Below are 18,557 nucleotides of genomic sequence, written 5' to 3'. Positions count from 1 at the left end.
GCCCTGGGGAGCGGCTGGGGAGTTTCTCGTCGCTCGGGGAGGCTCTGGGGAGTTTGAGCGACACAAACCGGCACCCCTGTGAAAGACGCCGAAAGACACGTTCCCGCAGGTCAGCGACTCAATGGGCTCTGAATCCGCAGGTCAGCGCCCCACCCACGGGGCCTCCATGCCGAAGGTGCCCTGGAGCGTGGGTCGGGTGGTGAACATACGGAAAATCTACCGACCCGGGGAGTCGGCGGAACCTAGGCGTTCATGAACTGGCTCGGCCTCAACGCCCGATCGGTGATCCGGACATCGCCGATGGTCCCGTGGAAGACCTGGCTGACCGCGCCCGCCCACTGGTAACCGCCCAGCAGGAACGGCATGTCGAGGGTGGTCAGGCCGACGGCCGTGCTGGTCGGGTTGCGGCCCTCCTCGCAGCCGTTGACGTAGAGCTTGCTGACGCGGCCGTCGTTGGCTACGGCGACGTGCCACCACTCCTCCTGCTGGAGGAGGTGGCTCCAGGCGGTCGTGGCGCCGTTCTGGTTGAGCGGGTAGGCGTTCCACTGGAGTTCGACGGAGCTGGACAGGCTGATGGTCAGGACGGGTTCGTCGGCGGTGGCGGAGGGGCCGTTCTTGCCCGCCTGGGCCGCCGTGCCCGCGCGGCTGAGCATCGAGGACCAGCCGTTGCGGCCGCCGTCCCAGTCGGCGGGGACCTTGAAGAAGACCTCGAAGGTGAAACCGCGGGCGAAGGTCTCGCGGTTGAGCGGCGCCCGGTCGACGGTCTGGAGGTACGCGCCGCTGACCGGGTTGCCCTGGCCCGCGAACACCAGCCCCGCGTGGGCGGGTTGGTCCGGGTGGTGGTCGGCGGTCCAGGTGAGCGCGTGCGCCGGGGTGCCCGGGACGGTCTTCAGGACGAGGTCGTTGCCGTGGCCCGCCTGGTCCTTGACGACCGTGCCGGAGGCGACATCGCTGCCCGCCGTGCCGCCCTCGTCGAAGCGCCAGTAGGCCAGCGTGCCCGGCAGCAGTATCCGGCGCGCGGGGCGGGACTTGCGCGGCGGCACCGGCGCGAACCCGGCGAAGCGCTTCTCGAAGTCGATCTCCATCGAGAAGTAGTCGACCTTCGACGTGAGTTCGAGCTCCTTCGCCGCGAGGGCGTTCAACTCGCCCTGCTCCGCCAGCTCCCGGATCCACGGCGAGAAGGTCGCGACGTCGATCATGCCCCGGTCGAGGTCGAAGCGGTAGGAGCGGATCATGCCCGCGCCGCCGTAGTAGCGGTCCTGGTAGTTGGTGATGTGCAGGTGGACGTCGTTCCCCGCACTGTTCTTCAGCACCGTGCTGCCGGGCGGCCAGTAGTGGCCGTTGAGGGTGAGGAAGATCTGGTCGTTGTCCTTGATCAGGCCGTCCCACAACTGCTGTCCGTAGCCGGAGAGTTCGGCGACGCCGTCCTCGTCCGAGCCGACGATCTCGTGCGTGGTGACGATCACCGGCAGCGTCGGGTTCGCGGCGATGACGGCATTCGCCCACGTGAAACCCTTCGCCGACAGCCGCCAGTCGAGCGACAGCAGCAGCCAACTCCGGCCGCCCGCGCGGTAGATGTGCGCGGTGTTGTAGCCGTCGGGGCTGGAGGAGTGGTACCCGGGCGTCTTCCTGGCCCGCGCCGGGCTGAAGGTGTCCAGGTAGGGGGTACGGCCCCGCTGGTCGTCGGCGGACACGTCGTGATTGCCGGCCAGCACGCCGTACGAGGCGCCCGCGCGGTCCAGCATGTCGAAGACCTTGGTGACCGCCGCGTACTCCCCGGCGAGACCGTTCTGCGTCACGTCACCGAGGTGCGCGAGGAAGACGATGTTCTCGTCGTTGCCGCCCGCGCGCCCCGCCGGATCGAGGACGTAGCGGAACGACGCCTCCATCGGCACCGGGTGGATCCGGTCCTGGTCGAACATGTACTGCGTGTCGGGCATCACGACGACGGTGAACCGGGGGTTGTCCGGATCGGGGTCCCAACTCCCGCGCGGGGCAGGTGACATCGTTGTCTGACCGTACGGATCGTCGTCCCGGCCACCGCCGTTCGCGTACGCGGGAGCCGCGCCCAGCAGCCCCGCGGTGGCCGTCCCCGCACCGAGCGCACCGGCCCGGTGCAGGAACGTACGGCGGCTCGACGCGGCGACGCCGTCGCCGTCGAGGTCCGCGGTGCGGGGGCAGTCGCAGCCCGCAGCGTGCTGGTCGTCGTGGTCGTCGAGGCCTCTGTCACCCGCGGGCGAGCTGTCCATGTCCGCTCCAATGCCGAGTAGAAGAACGGCGTCACGCTACGGACGGCTGCGGTACGGCGGGCTTGCGCACCGGGTACCAGCTTCCGAACGCTCCCCCAACACCACTCGCCCCGCTAGTCCCGGCGCCTGCCCGCCGTGAGGAGATGGCCGCTGGTGCCGAGCAGCGTGGGCTCGGACTCGATGTGGCGGGTGGCCGCCAGGACGGCCTCGCGGCGGTCCGGGTCGTCCAGCCAGTCCTCGATGCCGCCCATCAGCCAGGCGACGCCTTCGAGGCCGTACTGGCCCTCGACGGTGAGTGCCGCGTCCGTGAACTCCTCGGGGGCTTCGTGGGGTTGGGCGAAGTAGGCGGTCGTGAAGAGGCCGCCGTCCTCGGAGTCGTGGCGTCCCTCTTCCGTCTCTCGGTCGACCCGCGCGCGGTGCGGGGCGGTGAAGTACAGCTCGTGCTTGAGCAGGTCGTGCAGGCCCGCGAACCGGTTGATCGTCACCGCGACCACCAGCCCACCCGGCCGCACCACCCGACGCGCCTCGCTCAACGCCCGTACCCGGTCGGTCCGTTCGGGCAGGTGGTACAGCGGCCCCAGCAGCAACACCACGTCGTACGAGGCGTCTTCGGCGGGCAGTTCCCTGGCGTCCCCGGCGCGTGCGTCGACCCCGGGCAACCGGCCCGCCTGCTCCACATGCAGCGGCACAGGGTCGATGAGTTGGACCTCGTAACCATCCCGCGCGAGCCACTCGGCGTGGATGCCGCTGCCTCCGCCGACGTCCAGCAACTTCGCGGGAGCCGTCGGCAACAGCCGCCGCAGCACGTCCTGGGTACGCCAGAACTCCAGCCGCTCGGAACCCTGTCTGAGGCGGCCGTCCTCCTTGCCCTGGGCGTAGTAGGCGAGGATCTCCTCGCGAACACCGACGGCGGGGTCTTGCGCGCGTGTCGTCTCGGTCATCGCCCCAGGGTGCGATCCGGCGTGTCCGGCTCGCAACGGGATTCCGGCGTGCGGGCCGTCACCAGCCCCGACTCGTAGGCGAACACGACGAGTTGGGCCCGGTCCCGTGCGCCGAGCTTCGTCATCGCCCGGCTGATGTGGGTCTTCGCCGTGAACGGGCTGATGACCATGTGGGCGGCGATCTCCTCGTTGGTGAGGCCGCGGGCGGCGAGGGCGGTGACCTCCCGTTCGCGGCGGGTGAGGTGTTCCAGGCCGGAGGGGGTGGAGCGGTCCGGGGGCCGGGAGACGAACTCGCCGATGAGCGTGCGGGTGACGGCCGGGGACAGGAGGGCCTCGCCGCCGGCCACGATATCGATCGCCTGGAGCAGGTCCGCCGGGTCGGTGTCCTTGAGGAGGAAGCCGCTGGCACCCGCGCGCAGCGCCTCGAAGACGTACTCGTCCAGGCCGTAGTTGGTGAGGATGACGACCCGGACGGCAGAGAGGCTGGGGTCCGCCGCGATACGGCGCGTGGCCTCGATGCCCGTCATCACCGGCATCTGTACGTCGATCAGCGCGATGTCCGGGAGTTGGGCGCGGACGAGGGCCACACCCTGCTCGCCGTCGGCCGCCTCGCCGACGACCTCGATGCCCTCTTCTGCGTCGAGGAGGGCGCGGAAGCCCGCGCGCATCAGCGCCTGGTCGTCGACGACCGCGACCCGGATCATCCCGTCTCCCCCAGCGGCAGTTCGGCCCGTACCGAGAAGCCGCCCTCCGCGCGCGGGGCGGTGTGCAGGGTGCCCCCGAGGGCGGCGACGCGCTCGCGCATGCCGGTGAGACCGATGCCCGGCTTCGGCGGGCAGTCGGGGTCGGCCGCTCCGTCGTCCTCCACCCGTATCGTCAAGTCCTCCTCGCCGTAGTCGAGTTGGACGTTGACCTTCGCCGGGCCCGCGTGCCGGGCCGCGTTGGTGAGCGCCTCCTGGACGATGCGGTACACCGCGCGGTCGACCGTCGCGGCGAGAGGGCGTTCCTCGCCGGTCACCGCGAGTTCGACGGCGAGGCCCGCCGCGCAGGCCCGCTCGACGAGCAGCGCGGGGGTGCCGGTGGGCTCCTCGGTGGTGCGCAGGATCTCCAGGGTGGCCCGCAGTTCGCGCATCGCCTCGCCGCCCGCCTCCTGGATGGCGAGCAGCGCGGGCGGCACCTCCTCGCCGCGCTTGCGGGCGAGGTGGACCGCAACTCCCGCCTGGAGCTTGACGATCGAGATGCTGTGGGTGAGGGAGTCGTGCAACTCCCGTGCTATGCGCAGGCGTTCCTCGCCCGCGCGCCGCAACGCGGCCTCCTCACGGGTGCGTTCGGCCTCCAGGGCGCGCTGTTCGGTCTGGCGCAGATACGCCTGCCAGTTGCGGTCGGCGAGGCCGGTGACCACCGCGCACAGGAACCAGCCGGCCAGGAGCGCGGTCCGCTCGACCACCTGCTGGGTCGTCGGCCCGGTCGCGAAGTACGCCACCAGGAACACTCCGCCGCCCACGGCCGCCGTACCGCGATGTCCCGCGCGGGCCGCCGTGTGCATGGCCGCGAAGACGGGGAGACCGGCCACCGGCCCCGGGTGGGCGTGCAGGACGTAGGCCGCCTCCGCCGCCGTGGTCACCGCGAGGACCGCCCGCGGAGCCGTCTGGTAGAACGCCAGGGCCGCCGACGCGAGGGCCATCAGCACGTAGTCGAGGGCGGTCGTGTCCGCGTCGAAGGCCGCGACGGCCACGACAAGGGCACCGATCACGACCGCGAGGGACGCGTCGGCGAGGCGCCTGCGTGGGGTCACATCGACCGGATACCCGCTCATGTCCGCACACTAGACCGCCGCGCCGACACGGGCGTCAGCCCTGTGGACAACTCCCGGACTACTCCCCCCGTAGTAGTCGGCCACGCCCCGGACCTCTCCGTCGTAGCCCCAACTGCCTCCGCCCGTACGACGACCCGGACCACCCCGGCCGCGCACGCTGCTGCCATGCCCACACCCTTCCGGCACACCCGGCCACCGTCGCCCAAGTCCGCCACCGGCCGCAGCGCCGAGGTCTTCGAGCAGATCGCCGTCGACTTCGGGATCGAACGGCCCCCGACCTTCGTGGTCCTGTCCTCCGCGCCCGAACTCCTCGCGCCCGCCTGGGCGTTGATGCGGGAGTCGCTGATCGCGGGCGCCGGCAGCCGCACCGGCAAGGAGCTGGCCGCCCTCGGTGTCTCGCTCGCCAACAAGTGCCCGTTCTGCGCGGACGCGCACACCGTCCTGCTGCACGCCACCGGCGACCACGCCCTCGCCGAGCACCTGGCCCGGGGTGGCACCCCGCAGAACGAGGACCACGCGCGCGTGCTCGACTGGGGCCGCAGGACGCGTGTGCCGGGCGCGGCCCTGACGCCGTACCCGTTCCCGCGTGAACAGGCGCCCGCCTATCTGGGCACCGCCCTCGCCTTCCACTTCATCAACCGCATCGTGTCGGCCCTGCTGACCGAACAGCTCCTCCCGGGCAACGCCCAGCGCTTCCGGGCGGTACGGAGCCTCGCCGGCCGCAGCGTCGCCCGCACCGTGCGCCGGACCGCCGTACCAGGAGCGGCACTCCCCCTGCTCGACGACCCGGGACCCGGCCCGGACTGGGCGGCCGGAACCCCGGTGGGCCCGGCCTACGACGCGCTGCGTACGGCCGCGCGCGCGGGCGCCGAGCTGCTCGACGCCGACGACCGGACGCTCGTACGGGAGACGCTGTGGGCCTGGGACGGTTCGCATCCGCCGGTCGTGCTGCGTGGCTTCCCGAACCGGCGGGAGCGGCCCGCGGCGCGGCTCGCGGTGCTGGCCGCGCTCGCCCCGTACCGGATCACGGAGGAGGATGTGGCCGCCTGGCGCGGGGCGCGGCACAGTGACGCGAGCCTGGTGCGGCTGATCGCGTACGGGGCGTTCTCGGCCGTCGAACGGATCGAGACGACGATGCGCGTGCCCGCCGCTCAGCCGTAGGGAGTGGACATAAAGGGACACACAGAGCGTCGACAGTAGGGCTGTGTCACCGCACAGGCACGGAGCGAGTTCTCACTTCCGCCACACAGGGAGTCATGTGAGACTGACGTCCCCGTCCGCAGTGCGGACCCGCTCCGCACCCTTCCCCCACGAGAAGTGCGACTTGCGTTCTCTTCCTCTGCCGCTCGCTCTCACCGCGCGTCTGTCGCCGGTCGTCGTGCTCGCCGCGATGGGCTGGGCCCTGACGTCCGGTCCGTTCGCCGCGACGACGACCGCCGACCACAAGTCGACGCCCGAGTCCGGCGCCTCGCCCGATGCCTCGGCCCCGTCGGCGACGACCGCGGCCAAGGAGTACGCCACCTCCCCCGCCCCGTGCGGAAGTGTGGCGGTGGCGACGATCAAGTCGCTGGTGCCGGGCGCGAAGACGGCCGGCAAGGAGATCCCGTCGACGGACACGAAGGTGCGCCGCACCTGCTCGTGGAACGCGCTCAAGGGGTACGACTACCGCTGGCTCGACGTGTCGTACGAGATCACGGAATCGGACGCGGCGGCACAGAAGTCGTACACCGAGACGACTACGGAGAAGAGCGGCGGCGGGGCCGTCCCCGGGCTCGGGGACTCGGCCTACTCCATCGTGAACCTCACCACGGAGGACAAGCAGCAGACGCGTGAGGGCACGGTCGTCGTCCGCGCGGGCAACGCGCTGGTGACGATCACGTACAACGGCAGCGACTTCGAGAACAAGAAGGCGCCGAGTACGGACGTCATCAACAAGGGTGCGATCAAGGCCGCCAAGGAGGCGGTGACCGCGCTGGAGGGCGGCAAGGCCAGCTAGCCTCGACCGCCCCCAGGTGCGCAGGTTCTATGCCTCGACGGTCTCCGGTGCCGCTTCCGTCACCGGTTCCGTCTGCTTCCCGGTCAGCAATGTGAGCACTACGTAGAGCACCATCGACGTGCCCAGGCCCACGGCCCAGCCGTAGTCGGCGAGCGAGGACAGGGCCGGGATGGGCCGGCCGTCGATCAGCGGGTGGAAGTCCGCGCCGCCGACAGCGAGTACGCCGCCCACCACGAAGGCGACGACGGCCCGCCAGTTCCAGCCGCCGTCGTACCAGTAGCGGCCGCCCTTGCGGTACAGGTCGGCGAGGTCGAGCTTGCCGCGGCGCAGGACCCAGTAGTCGGCGATGAGGATGCCGGCGACCGTGCCGAGCAGACCGCCGACCAGACCGAGCCAGGTGAAGATGTAGCCCTGCGGGTCGGAGTACAGCTTCCACGGGAAGATCAGCACCGCGAGGACGCTGGTCACGAGGGCGCCGGTGCGGAAGCTGATCTTCCGGGGCGCGATGTTGGAGAAGTCGAAGGCGGGCGAGACCAGGTTGGCCGCGATGTTTACGGACAGGGTCGCCACCAGCACGGTCACCAACGCGTACAGCAGGCCTACGACGTTGTCCGTCTTCGCCGCCAGCTGTACCGGGTCCCAGATCGCCGTGCCGTAGACCGCCTGCGAGCCGGAGGTGACCATCACCGACAGGAACGCGAACAGGGTCATCGTGGTCGGCAGGCCGAGCGCCTGGCCCCATGTCTGGGCCTTCTGGCTCTTGCCGTAGCGGGTGAAGTCCGGGATGTTCAGCGACAGTGTGGACCAGAAGCCGATCATGCCCATGAGCGAGGGCCAGAACAGCTTCCAGAAGCTGCCGCCCCAACCGAGCTTCGACGGCTGGTCGAAGAGCGGGCCGAAGCCGCCGGCCTTGTCGCTCATCCACCACAGCATCACGAACGCGCCGACGAGCACGAAGGGCGCCGCCCAGTTCTCGAAGCGGCGGATCGTCTCCATACCCCGGTAGATGATGGCCACTTGGAGCACCCAGAACAGCGCGAACGACAGCCACATCGTCCAGGCGTACCCGCCGATGTGCGAGGCGTTGGCCCAACTGTCGCCGATCAGCTTGCCGGCGAGGAAGTAGATCGCCTCACCGCCGATCCAGGTCTGGATGCCGAACCAGCCGCAGGCCACCAACGCCCGTACTACGGCAGGGAGGTTGGCGCCGCGCACGCCGAACGAGGCACGCGCGAAGACCGGGAAGGGGATGCCGTACTTCGGTCCCGCGTGCCCGGTGAGCAGCATCGGCACGAGCACGATCAGGTTGGCCAGGGCGATGGTGAACACCGCCTGCTTCCAGTCCATGCCGACGGCGATGAGACCCGAAGCGAGCGTCCAGGAAGCCGTGTTGTGGGCCATGCCGACCCACAGCGCGGAGAAGTTGTACGTGGTCCAGGTGCGCTTCTCGACGGGAACCGGCAGCAGGTCGTCGTTGGCGTACGGCCCGCTGGGCAGCGGGGACCCCGGGGCGAGTTCCACCCGCCCGTCGGAGAGGGTGACTTGAGCGGTCGGCGGTATGGCCGAGGGGGCGATGTCGGTCATGGGCAGGCCAATCGATGAGGTGGGTCCGGAGAGGCCGTGCGGGGCCGGCGGGGCCGGGGAAGGTCGGGTGCGTTCCCGCGTCGTTCGGTGCGTGCTCTCGGCGTGCCGGACGAAGGCCCTCGTAGCGGAGCTACTTGGGCCTTTGGCCGGTGCGGCGAGAGTGCGTGCCGGGCGGCGTGGGGGCGTGCTCGACCTTCCCCGGCCCCGCCACCCCCTCCCCGGGACGGCGGGGAGGGGGAGAACTGGAGTGGGGGGACGGGGAGTTGAGCGGTTCTCTTGTACGGCTCAGGCGTTGACGGCCGGGATGATCTTCGACCCGTAGGCGTCGATCGTGGCCTCCTGCGCGTCGTGCATGTCGTAGACGGCGAACTGGTCGACGCCCAACTCGCGCAGGGCGTTGAGCTTTTCGATCTGCTTCTCGGCCGATCCGATGATGCAGAACCGGTCGACGATCTCGTCGGGCACGAAGGCCGTGTCGGGGTTGTCGGAACGGCCGTGGTGCGAATAGTCGTACCCCTCACGGGCCTTGATGTAGTCCGTGAGTTCCTCGGGTACGGCGGCGGAGTGCTCGCCGTACTTGGCGACGAGGTCGGCGACGTGGTTGCCGACCATGCCGCCGAACCAGCGGCACTGGTCGCGCGCGTGGGCGAGCGCCTCGGGCGAGTCGTCCTCGGTGACGTAGGCCGGGGCGGCGACGCAGATCTTCACCTCGGACGGGTCGCGCCCGGCGGCAACGGCCGCGTCCTTGACCGCCTTCACCATGTACTCGGTGAGGTAGAGGTCCGAGAGCTGGAGGATGAAGCCGTCGGCCTCCTCGCCGGTCATCTTCAGGGCCTTGGGGCCGTACGCGGCCATCCAGACCGGGAGTTGGGCGTCCTCCTTGGCCCAGGGGAACTTGATGACCGTGCCGCCGAGGTCCGCCTCCTGGCCGGAGCCGAGCGCCCTGATGACCTTCATGGCCTCGCTGATCCGGGCCAGGGTGTTGGGAGTCCGGCCCGCCACCCGCATCGCGGAGTCGCCGCGGCCGATGCCGCAGACCGTGCGGTTGCCGAACATGTCGTTCAGGGTGGCGAAGGTGGAGGCGGTGACCTCCCAGGTGCGGGTGCCCGGGTTGGTGACCATCGGGCCGACCGTCAACTTCGTGGTGTTGGCCAGGATCTGACTGTAGATCACGAACGGCTCCTGCCACAGCACGGCGGAGTCGAAGGTCCAGCCGTAGGTGAAGCCGTTGCGCTCGGCGCGCTTCATCAGGCTGATGACCCGCGAGGCCGGCGGGTCGGTCTGCAGGACGAGTCCGAAGTCCATGTGCGCCACTCCTAGTTGAGGTACTGACTGGTGGAGCGCGGGGTGTAGACGCCGTGGCCCGCGTGCCCGGTGTACTCCCGCTCGGTGATGACGAGTTCGCCACGCGAGAGGACGGTCTCGACGCGGCCGGTGAGGCGCTTGCCCTCGTACGCCGAGTAGTCGACGTTCATGTGGTGCGTCTCGGCGGAGACGGTCTGCTCGGCGTGCGGGTCGTAGATGACGACGTCGGCGTCGGCGCCCGGGGCGATGGTGCCCTTCTTCGGGTAGAGGCCGAACATCCGCGCCGGGGAGGCGCAGGCGATCTCGATCCAGCGGCGGCGGCTGATGTGCCCGTCGACGACGCCCTGGTGGAGCAGGTCCATACGGTTCTCGACGCCCGGCATGCCGTTGGGGATCTTCGAGAAGTCCCCGCGTCCCAGCTCCTTCTGGCCCACGAAGCAGAAGGGGCAGTGGTCGGTGGAGACCACCTGGAGGTCGTTGGTGCGCAGGCCCTGCCAGAGCTTGGCCTGGTGCTCCTTCGGCCGGAGGGGCGTGCTGCACACGTACTTCGCGCCCTCGAAGTCGGGCTCGGCGAGGTTGTCCGTCGACAGGAACAGGTACTGCGGACAGGTCTCGCCGAAGACGGGGAGGCCTTCGTCGCGCGCCTTGGCCAGCTCGGCGACCGCCTCCATCGCGGAGACGTGGACGACGTAGAGCGGGGCGCCGGCGACCTGGGCGAGCTTGATGGCGCGGTGGGTGGCCTCGGCTTCGAGGAGGGCCTTGCGGACCTCGCCGTGGTAGCGGGGGTCCCGCTCGCCGCGGGCCAGCGCCTGCTCGACGAGGACGTCGATCGCGATGCCGTTCTCGGCGTGCATCATGATCAACCCGCCGTTGTCGGCGGCGCGTTGCATGGCGCGCAGGATCTGGCCGTCGTCGCTGTAGAAGACACCCGGGTAGGCCATGAACTGCTTGAAGGAGGTGACGCCCTCCTGCACCAGCAGGTCCATCTCCTTGAGGGTGTCCTCGTTGACGTCGGAGACGATCATGTGGAAGCCGTAGTCGATGGCGCAGTTGCCCTCGGCCTTGGCGTGCCAGGCGTCGAGGCCCTCGCGGAGGGCTCCGCCGACGCTCTGGATGGCGAAGTCGACGATGGTCGTCGTACCGCCCCAGGCGGCGGCCCGGGTGCCGGTCTCGAAGGTGTCGGCCGCCTTGGTGCCGCCGAACGGCATCTCCATGTGGGTGTGGGCGTCGACCCCGCCCGGGATGACGTACTTCCCGGTGGCGTCGATGACCCGCTCGGCGGTCCAGGCGTCGGCCGTCGGCGTACCGGAGGTGGCCAGTGCCGCGATGCGGCCGTCCTCGATCAGGACGTCGGCGTGGAGTTCGTCGGACGCGGTGATGACTAGGCCGCCGCGGATGACGGTACGGGTGCTCATCTTTGACTCCGCTGGATTGTGGTCGGGTGCGGGTCTGTGGGGCTGGGCGCGCCCTGCGGCGAGGCCGCTGATGGACGCTGCCCCGCGCCCCTCAAGCGGGCTTCGCCCTCCGAGGGGCGCGGAAACTATCCGGGTTACGGTGCGGTCAGCGGGCCGTACGCGTCCGGGCGGCGGTCGCGGTAGAACTGCCAGCGGTCGCGGACCTCGCGGAGTTTCGCCAAGTCCAGGTCCCGGACGACGAGTTCGGGCTCCTTGTCGCTGGCCACCTCGCCCACGAACTGGGCCTCCGGGTCGACGAAGTACGTCGTGCCGTAGAAGTCGTTGTCGCCCAACTCCTCCACGCCGACCCGGTTGATGGCGCCGACGAAGTACTCGTTGGCGGCGGCAGCCGCGGGCTGCTCCAGCTGCCACAGGTAGGCGGACAGGCCGCGCGAGGTCGCCGACGGGTTGAAGACGATCTCCGCACCGGCGAGGCCCAGGGCGCGCCAGCCCTCCGGGAAGTGCCGGTCGTAGCAGATGTAGACGCCGATCTTGCCGACCTTGGTGTCGAAGATCGGCCAGCCACTGTTGCCCGGGCGGAAGTAGAACTTCTCCCAGAATCCCGGTACTTGGGGGATGTGGTGCTTGCGGTACTTGCCCAGGTAGGAGCCGTCCGCGTCGATCACGGCGGCCGTGTTGTAGAGGACGCCGGGCTGCTCCTCCTCGTACATCGGCAGGACCAGGACGATGCCGTGCTCCTTGGCCAGCGCCTGGAAACGCTTGACGATCGGGCCGTCCGGGATCGCCTCGGCGTACTCGTAGAACGCCTTGTCCTGGACCTGGCAGAAGTACGGTCCGTAGAACAGCTCCTGGAAGCACAGGACTTGAGCACCCTGCGCGGCCGCGTCGCGGACCGCCTGCTCGTGTACCTGGATCATGGACTCCTTGTCGCCCGTCCAGGCTGTCTGGAAGAGAGCGGCACGAATCACTGTGCTCATCGGGACCTCCGGTCGCTAGGTGTGTGAGGAGCCTAGGAAGTCCTGATGTCCGGTCTGAGTTGCACGGTGTCACGTCTGCGAGCGCGTGGCGTTCCACGGTGTCACCCTGTCGTGGCCGCATGTTTCACCGCCGTTTTCGCAGGTAGTCCCATGTTTCACCCCTGTTGCGCGTCGTGCGCGAGGAGCGCGATGTGCACCGAGGCGGCCTGTTCGAAGTCGTCGAGGTCGACCCCGAGCCGCCCCTCTATGGCCTCCAGCCGGCGGTACAGCGCGGGCCGCGAGACATGGTGGAGCTGCGCGGTGCGCGACTTGTTGCGGCCGGTGGCCAGATACGTCCGCAGTACGGCCAGCAGGTCCTCGTCGGCCGCGCACAGCAGCCCGTCCAACTCCCGCTCGGCGAACGACTGCACCTGCGGGTCGTCCCTCAACAGCCGGATCAGGCCGCGCAGATGAACGTCCTTGAGGCGTACGACGGCCGGGAGGTCGAGGGCGTCGCTGGAGTCGGCCACGGCGTCGGCGACGTGCTGTGCCTCGCGCAGCCCGGCGGGGACGTCGTCCCAGACGGTGCGCTGACCGGCGGCGGCCACGACCGCCTTCAACGCCCCCGACTCGGTGCGCAGCCGGCTCGCGAAGTGCGCGGCGAGGGCGTCCGCGTCCTGGTCGCGGGGCAGGCTGAGCAGTACGGCGGTGACTCCCTCGGCCAGTTCGGCGACGAGTCCGGGGAGCCCCAACAGCCTCAGAACGCGGTCAAGTTGGGCCGCGTCTCCGTCACGCACGACCATCGGGACGAACGTGCGCCGGTTGACCGGGAGTCCGGCCGCGCGGGCGCGGGGCAGGAGTTGGCGCGCCGGTACGACGCCGCTCGCAAGGTCGGTCATCAGGCTCTGGGCGGACTGTTCCTCCCAGGTGTGGGCGGAGCCGCCGAGCATGCGGTGCAGGACGAGGGCCTCGGCGGCTCGGTCGGCGAGGAGGCGGCCGGTGGCGGTGTCGCCGCGGTAGCCGCACAGCATGATCTGGCCCCAGCGCTCGCCGCGTCCGCCCAGTTCGGCACGGATCCAGCCGTCGCCCTCGCTGCCGCCGGCCTGCCGGGAGATGCGCTCCCAGTCGCGCAGCACGTCGTCCACGGCCGACCGCTCCCCCGCCGTGGCGAGGACGCGGTGCGCGAGGTTGGTGACGACGACCGGGCAGGCGCTGTGCGCGGCGACCTCGTCGAGCAGGCTCTGCAGCGGGGCGCCGCCGGTGATGAGTCCGGTGAGCGCGGTCCGTACGGCCTCGGAGAGGCTGACGGCGGCGAACTTCCGCCGTACCAGCCGGGATTGGACCTCTTCCGTCAACTCCGCGAAGGGGAAGGGCCGGTGGAGCACCACCATGGGCAGCCCGCACCGTTCGGCCGCGCGGCGCATCACGTCCGGCGGGGCGGGGAACGCGCGACCGAGCCCCAGGACGACGGCCGAGGCCTCCGCGCGGTGCAGGGACTGGATGTACTCGGCCTGCGCGGCCTCGTCACCGGCGAGGAGCACCCCGGTGGTGAGGACCATCTCGCCGCCGGTGAGCATCACGCCGACGTCGGCGGCCTCGGCGACGTGCACCCAGCGCACGAGCCGGTCGAGTTGGCTCGCGCCTGCCACCACCTCGGGTTCCCCGGCGAGGACCCGTTCCAGGCCGAGGACCTGGCGCACCGACAGGGCGGGCTCCAGGTCGTCCAGGGTTCCGAGGGTTCCCAAGGTGGCGGTCATGACGGTCTTCCCTTGTTCAGCGTGTGCGCTACTGCGTGCTCCTCAGAGCCTGTTCGAGGATCGCGGCGCCCTCCTCGGCCTCCGCGACGGTCAGGGACAGCGGTGGGGCGATGCGCAGGGCGCTGGTGTTGTGTCCGCCGCCCTTGCCGATCAACAGGCCGCCCTCGCGGGCCGCTTCGAGTACGGCGGACGCCGCGTCCGGGTCGGCCTCGTCGGTGCCGGGCCTGACCAGCTCGATGCCGATCATCAGTCCGCGCCCGCGTACTTCCCGTACGCCGGGATGCTGTGCGACGACGGCCCGCAGCCGCTCGATGAGGAGGCCGCCGACGCGGCGGGCGTTGCCCTGGAGGTCGTGCTCCAGCAGATAGGTGAGGTTGGCGAGGCCCGCCGCCATGGTGATCTGGGTGCCGCCGAAGGTCGAAATGCTGTTGGAGTCGAGGCAGTTCATGATGTCGGCGCGGGCGACGACACCGCCGATGGACATGCCGTTGCCGATGCCCTTGGCGAAGGTGAGGATGTCCGGCGGGCCGTTCTCCGCGTGCGCCTGCCAGCCCCAGAAGTTGTCGCCGGTGCGCCCCCAGCCGGTCTGCACCTCGTCGGCGATCCACAACACCCCGCGCTCGGCGAGGACTTCACGGAAGGCGGCGTAGAGACCGTCGGGCGGGGAGGTGAACCCGCCCACGCCCTGCACCGGTTCGGCGATCAGGGCGGCGGGCGGCCGGACGTGACCGAGCAGATCCTTCAGGTCCTCGACGCAGGCCGCGATGAACTCGGCGTCGTTCAGGTCGGCGTAGGGACCGCGCGTCCGAACACCCCCGTGGACGTAGAGCGTCTGGAGCGGGGACAGGGAGGTCGGGGACCAGCCGCGGTTGCCGGTGATGCCGACCGAGCTGAAGGAGCGGCCGTGGTAGCTGTTGCGCATGGCCAGGATCTGGTTGCTCTTGCGGTACGACGTCGCCAGCATCAGGGCGGTGTCGTTGGCCTCGGTGCCCGAGGTGGTGAAGAAGACGCGGGCGTCGGGGATGCCGGACAACTGGGCGACGCGCTCGGCGAGTTCGACCATCGGCCGGTTGAGGTAGAGCGTGGACGAGTGGATGATCCGCCCGGCCTGCTCGCTCACGGCCTTGGTGACTTCGGGGAGTGCGTGCGCGGTCATGGTGGTGAGGATGCCGCCGAAGAAGTCGAGGTACTTGTTGCCCTCGGCGTCCCAGACGTGCCGGCCCTCGCCGTGCGTGATCTCCAACGGGTCTTGGTAGTACAGGGCGAGCCAGTCGGGGAGTACGTCCCGGTGGCGTCCCAGCAGGTCCTTGGTCACGGCTGCACCAACCCTTCGTAGGCGTCGGGACGCCGGTCGCGGTAGAACGCCCACTGTTGGCGAACTTCCTCGATCAGCCCGAAGTCCAGGTCGCGCACGACGAGTTCCTCGTCCTTGTCGCTGGCGGCCTCGCCGACGAACTGGCCTCGCGGGTTGACGAAGTACGACGTCCCGTAAAAGTCGTTGTCCCCGTACTCCTCCTGTCCCACACGGTTGATCGCGGCGATGAAGTACTCGTTGGCGACGGCGGCGGCGGGCTGCTCCAGCTGCCAGAGGTAGGCGGAGAGGCCGCGCGAGGTGGCGGACGGGTTGTAGACCAACTGGGCGCCGTTGAGCCCGAGTTGACGCCAGCCTTCCGGGAAGTGGCGGTCGTAGCAGATGTAGACGCCGACCTTGCCGACGGCGGTGTCGAAGACCGGCCAGCCCGCGTTGCCCGGCCTGAAGTAGTACTTCTCCCAGAAGCCCTTGACCTGCGGGATGTGGTGCTTGCGGTACTTGCCGAGGAAGGTGCCGTCGGCGTCGATCACGGCCGCGGTGTTGTAGTAGAAGCCGTCCTGCTCGATCTCGAAGACGGGGACGACGATCACCATGCCGGTCTCGCGCGCGAGCTGTTGCATACGACGCACGGTCGGCCCGTCGGGCACCGGCTCGGCCCAGCTGTAGTGCTCGGGTTCCTGGACCTGACAGAAGTAGGGGGCGTTGAACACCTCCTGGAACCCGATGATCTGGGCGCCCTGGCGGGCCGCCTCGCGGGCGTGTTCCTCGTGTTTCGCCACCATGGACTCGGTGTCGCCGGTCCAGGTGGCCTGGACCAGAGCGGCGCGTACGACGTTGGCCATGAGCTGCTCCTTCGACGGGACGCCAGAGCCTCTACGCCCGTAGACAAGGCCGTAGAGGGATGAACGTAAGCCTCCGGAGGAGCCTTGCCAAGACCATCGTCGTTAACCCGCGGAGTCGATCGTGTTTCACCCTCCGGTGGGTGAGCCGCTGCGCCGGGTAGCCGGGGTCCGACCGCGCGCTAGGCGCTGAAGCCCGCTACCCGTAGAGCGTGGACCAGATCCCAGTGGCATTCGTCCGAGGCGCCCTGGGCGGCCTCCAGGAGGAGCGGTACGAGCTGCTGGGGGTCGGCCGCGACGCTGCGGGCCGCCTCCTCCGGGGTGCGGACCCTGACGTAGGCGTCGAGAAGCGCGTGGATCTCCCGGCGGCGCCCCTCCGCGGCCAGCGCGAGAACGGCCTCGCCTATCTCGCCGGCGGGGCGGGCCACGCCCTGCCGCAGGATCTGCTCGCCGTCCGCCGTACGGCCCGCCGCGACGAGCGCGTCCGCCGCGCCGACCAGCCGGTCGGCGGGCAGCGAGGCGGCCTCCCAGAGCAGCGTCGCCCAGTCCGCGCCGAGCCCGGCGCGCTGCAGTTCGGCCGCGAGCAGCGGGAAGCGCGCGGCGGGCCAGTACGCGGCCTCGACGAGCAGCGCGTGCGCCTCGCCGCTACGGCCCTCGCGCCGCAGCCCCACGAGCCGCTGCACGGCCTCCACGGTGCTCTGCCGCGCGTCCGCGTCCAACGGCTCCCGCTTCGGCTGCGTCCGCTCGACCGGCCGGGCGGCCCCGGCGAAACGGGCTCCGCGCGGGCTCCGGCGGCCGGCGGGCGATGGAGCGGGGAGTTCCGGTACGACGGCTGCGGGGCCCGGGGCCGGGGCGGCGGCGTCGTCCTCGGCCAGGCCTGCGAAGCGGGCGCTGCCTCGGCGGCGCTTGCGCTGCTTGGGCGCGGGGGCCTCGACCTCGGCGTCGGGCTGGTCGGGGGTCTCGGTCGCCGGGGCGGTCGCCTCGGGGCTCGCGAGGTCGTCCCACGTGGGGTCCGGATCGCCGTAGCCGGGGTTCGCGCGCTCGAACTCCTCGTAGCCGCGGCGGGCGTCCGGGGTCCGGCCGTCGACACCGTCGGAGCTGCCGTATCCGCCCTGCGGACCAGCAACCGGCATCTGCTCGGCGTCGCGCTGGCGGGGCAGTCGGTGCGGGGCCTGGTTCCGGTCGTACGTGGCGCTGTTCTGGTCCTGGAAGGTGTCGTCGACGCGGAACACGTTGCCGTGCCGGTCGCGGTGGACGGCCTGACCGCCCTGGAAGTGGACGCGGTTGTCGAACTGCTCGATGCGGGCGCGGAGTTCGGCACAGCGGGCGGTGGCGCGATCGAGGTCGTCACGGGCCCAGGCGAGGTCGAGGCGCAGGGCGTCGGCCGCTTCCTGAGTGGTGGCGGTGTTGAGCAACCGCCCCAGCTTCGCCTGCGTCTCGGCCGCGTACTTCTGCTCACGGAGCATCACGTCGAGCCGGTCGCTCAGGGCGTCCCGGCTGCCGGGCCGGGCGTCGAACGCGGCGAGCGCGGCGGCGTGCAGGGCACGGGCCCGCTCCTTCTCCTGGCTCGCGACACCGTGGCCGTACTCCGCGGCGAGGTCCTGGAGGAGCGCCTCCACGACGTCCCAGGGCGGTACTTCACGCCCGCTCAGACAAGCCTGCATGCCATCGGGATCGCGCTGCCAGAACACCCCGCACCAGCCGCCACCCTGGTCCAGGCGTGCCAGCATTCCGTCGAGATAGTTCGCGAACTCCCGCACCTGTCCGGGGAGTTGATCCACAGCCATGCCCCAACTCCCGCCAGACCGGAATGCTCCGATCCGTAGAAAACACCATTTGTGTTACGACGCGGCTACGGAAGCTTTTCGAGCCGGGCGCAGAGGTCTCGGAGCCTACGCCTCCCGACCGTGCGCCCGCCTGGTTGATGGGCGATCTGGCAACTCCCGGGCGGGAAGGGGGAGGACGAGCGAACTCCGGGGAGGGCGAGGGGCAGCCCCGGCGCGGCCGATCCGGCGGCGGGCCACCAGACAAGCACCGACGGATCCCGGGACGAGCATCACAGGCCGGCACGCGCCGGCCATTCCGGCACGCGCCCCCGCCAAAACGCGATCACGCTCTCCGCCTCACGCCGCCAACGGCGCGCACCTGACCACGAGTTCATCCATGGACAGCCCGAGTGCCTCGGCGAGGGCGGACACGGTGAAGAAGGCCGGCGTCGGTGCCCGGCCCGTCTCAATCTTGCGGAGGGTCTCCGCCGAGATGCCCGCGTGCGCGGCCACGTCCGTCATGCTGCGGCCACCGCGGGCCTCGCGGAGCAGCCGGCCGAGCCGTTCGCCGCGTTCGCGCTCTTCGGGGGTGAGAGGGGTGCGTACCATGCCGTCATTCTA

The 18,557-nt window shown here is 70.5% G+C and carries 15 protein-coding genes; 2 read left to right on the top strand and 13 right to left on the bottom strand.

The annotated features are described in order from the left end of the window. Window positions 1-242: 242 nt before the first annotated feature. The 4 genes from OG496_RS44000 to OG496_RS43985 form a co-directional block, all read right to left on the bottom strand. Entirely contained in the window at window positions 243-2,249 is a 2,007-nt protein-coding gene (locus OG496_RS44000; RefSeq protein WP_405974820.1) for a LamG-like jellyroll fold domain-containing protein, read from the bottom strand. Window positions 2,250-2,362: 113 nt separating this feature from the next. Continuing rightward, window positions 2,363-3,190, bottom strand: a complete 828-nt coding sequence (locus OG496_RS43995; protein WP_405974819.1) for a class I SAM-dependent methyltransferase — start codon at window positions 3,188-3,190, stop codon at window positions 2,363-2,365. Next, a complete protein-coding gene (locus OG496_RS43990; protein WP_366493773.1) occupies window positions 3,187-3,894 on the bottom strand; it encodes a response regulator transcription factor in 708 nt (235 codons plus the stop codon). The genes OG496_RS43995 and OG496_RS43990 overlap by 4 nt, the downstream gene beginning before the upstream one ends. Beyond that, complete coding sequence (locus tag OG496_RS43985) at window positions 3,891-5,006, bottom strand: sensor histidine kinase (RefSeq protein WP_366493774.1); 1,116 nt, start codon at window positions 5,004-5,006, stop codon at window positions 3,891-3,893. Before OG496_RS43985 ends, OG496_RS43990 begins: the two co-directional genes overlap by 4 nt. A gap of 165 nt (window positions 5,007-5,171) precedes the next feature. Here OG496_RS43985 and OG496_RS43980 point away from each other — a divergent pair, with 165 nt between their 5' ends. Next, window positions 5,172-6,167, top strand: a complete 996-nt coding sequence (locus tag OG496_RS43980; RefSeq protein WP_405974818.1) for a carboxymuconolactone decarboxylase family protein — start codon at window positions 5,172-5,174, stop codon at window positions 6,165-6,167. A 163-nt stretch (window positions 6,168-6,330) separates the two neighbouring features. Continuing rightward, window positions 6,331-7,002 (top strand): hypothetical protein, encoded by a 672-nt coding sequence (locus tag OG496_RS43975; RefSeq protein ID WP_366493776.1) that lies wholly within the window; start codon window positions 6,331-6,333, stop codon window positions 7,000-7,002. A 27-nt stretch (window positions 7,003-7,029) separates the two neighbouring features. On the opposite strand, the gene OG496_RS43970 is transcribed toward OG496_RS43975, so the two are convergent. The 9 genes from OG496_RS43970 to OG496_RS43930 form a co-directional block, all read right to left on the bottom strand. Next, a complete protein-coding gene (locus OG496_RS43970; protein ID WP_366493777.1) occupies window positions 7,030-8,586 on the bottom strand; it encodes an NCS1 family nucleobase:cation symporter-1 in 1,557 nt (518 codons plus the stop codon). Between the two features lie 285 nt (window positions 8,587-8,871). Next, window positions 8,872-9,891 carry a TIGR03842 family LLM class F420-dependent oxidoreductase gene (locus OG496_RS43965; RefSeq protein ID WP_399389553.1) on the bottom strand — a complete coding sequence of 340 codons (1,020 nt, stop codon included), beginning with the start codon at window positions 9,889-9,891 and terminating at the stop codon, window positions 8,872-8,874. Between the two features lie 11 nt (window positions 9,892-9,902). After that, window positions 9,903-11,306, bottom strand: coding sequence for a dihydropyrimidinase (gene hydA, locus OG496_RS43960; protein WP_317885525.1), 1,404 nt, complete (start codon window positions 11,304-11,306; stop codon window positions 9,903-9,905). Window positions 11,307-11,440: 134 nt separating this feature from the next. Continuing rightward, a complete protein-coding gene (locus tag OG496_RS43955; protein ID WP_019071248.1) occupies window positions 11,441-12,283 on the bottom strand; it encodes a nitrilase-related carbon-nitrogen hydrolase in 843 nt (280 codons plus the stop codon). A gap of 155 nt (window positions 12,284-12,438) precedes the next feature. Continuing rightward, entirely contained in the window at window positions 12,439-14,019 is a 1,581-nt protein-coding gene (locus tag OG496_RS43950; RefSeq protein WP_405974817.1) for a PucR family transcriptional regulator, read from the bottom strand. 28 nt (window positions 14,020-14,047) lie between these two features. Beyond that, entirely contained in the window at window positions 14,048-15,334 is a 1,287-nt protein-coding gene (locus tag OG496_RS43945; protein ID WP_405974816.1) for an aspartate aminotransferase family protein, read from the bottom strand. Continuing rightward, a complete protein-coding gene (locus tag OG496_RS43940) occupies window positions 15,331-16,173 on the bottom strand; it encodes a nitrilase-related carbon-nitrogen hydrolase (RefSeq protein ID WP_033279424.1) in 843 nt (280 codons plus the stop codon). Before OG496_RS43940 ends, OG496_RS43945 begins: the two co-directional genes overlap by 4 nt. A 179-nt stretch (window positions 16,174-16,352) precedes the next feature. Beyond that, a complete protein-coding gene (locus OG496_RS43935; RefSeq protein WP_405974815.1) occupies window positions 16,353-17,957 on the bottom strand; it encodes a hypothetical protein in 1,605 nt (534 codons plus the stop codon). A gap of 336 nt (window positions 17,958-18,293) precedes the next feature. Further along, window positions 18,294-18,545, bottom strand: coding sequence for a helix-turn-helix domain-containing protein (locus tag OG496_RS43930; RefSeq protein WP_019062010.1), 252 nt, complete (start codon window positions 18,543-18,545; stop codon window positions 18,294-18,296). Between the last annotated feature and the right edge of the window lie 12 nt (window positions 18,546-18,557).

The sequence above is a fragment of the Streptomyces sp. NBC_00988 genome (assembly GCF_045162645.1).
Taxonomy (GTDB): Bacteria; Actinomycetota; Actinomycetes; order Streptomycetales; family Streptomycetaceae; genus Streptomyces.
This window is presented reverse-complemented; position numbering and strand designations above follow the sequence as displayed.

Excerpts from the sequence above, each read along its gene's own strand:
- OG496_RS43970 (WP_366493777.1), bottom strand. The coding sequence starts at position 8,586 with ATGACCGACATCGCCCCCTCGGCCATACCGCCGACCGCTCAAGTCACC.
- OG496_RS43935 (WP_405974815.1), bottom strand. The coding sequence starts at position 17,957 with ATGGCTGTGGATCAACTCCCCGGACAGGTGCGGGAGTTCGCGAACTAT.
- OG496_RS43985 (WP_366493774.1), bottom strand. The coding sequence starts at position 5,006 with ATGAGCGGGTATCCGGTCGATGTGACCCCACGCAGGCGCCTCGCCGAC.
- OG496_RS43980 (WP_405974818.1), top strand. The coding sequence starts at position 5,172 with ATGCCCACACCCTTCCGGCACACCCGGCCACCGTCGCCCAAGTCCGCC.
- OG496_RS43995 (WP_405974819.1), bottom strand. The coding sequence starts at position 3,190 with ATGACCGAGACGACACGCGCGCAAGACCCCGCCGTCGGTGTTCGCGAG.
- OG496_RS43950 (WP_405974817.1), bottom strand. The coding sequence starts at position 14,019 with ATGACCGCCACCTTGGGAACCCTCGGAACCCTGGACGACCTGGAGCCC.
- OG496_RS43955 (WP_019071248.1), bottom strand. The coding sequence starts at position 12,283 with ATGAGCACAGTGATTCGTGCCGCTCTCTTCCAGACAGCCTGGACGGGC.
- hydA (WP_317885525.1), bottom strand. The coding sequence starts at position 11,306 with ATGAGCACCCGTACCGTCATCCGCGGCGGCCTAGTCATCACCGCGTCC.
- OG496_RS43940 (WP_033279424.1), bottom strand. The coding sequence starts at position 16,173 with ATGGCCAACGTCGTACGCGCCGCTCTGGTCCAGGCCACCTGGACCGGC.
- OG496_RS43930 (WP_019062010.1), bottom strand. The coding sequence starts at position 18,545 with ATGGTACGCACCCCTCTCACCCCCGAAGAGCGCGAACGCGGCGAACGG.
- OG496_RS43990 (WP_366493773.1), bottom strand. The coding sequence starts at position 3,894 with ATGATCCGGGTCGCGGTCGTCGACGACCAGGCGCTGATGCGCGCGGGC.
- OG496_RS43965 (WP_399389553.1), bottom strand. The coding sequence starts at position 9,891 with ATGGACTTCGGACTCGTCCTGCAGACCGACCCGCCGGCCTCGCGGGTC.
- OG496_RS44000 (WP_405974820.1), bottom strand. The coding sequence starts at position 2,249 with ATGGACAGCTCGCCCGCGGGTGACAGAGGCCTCGACGACCACGACGAC.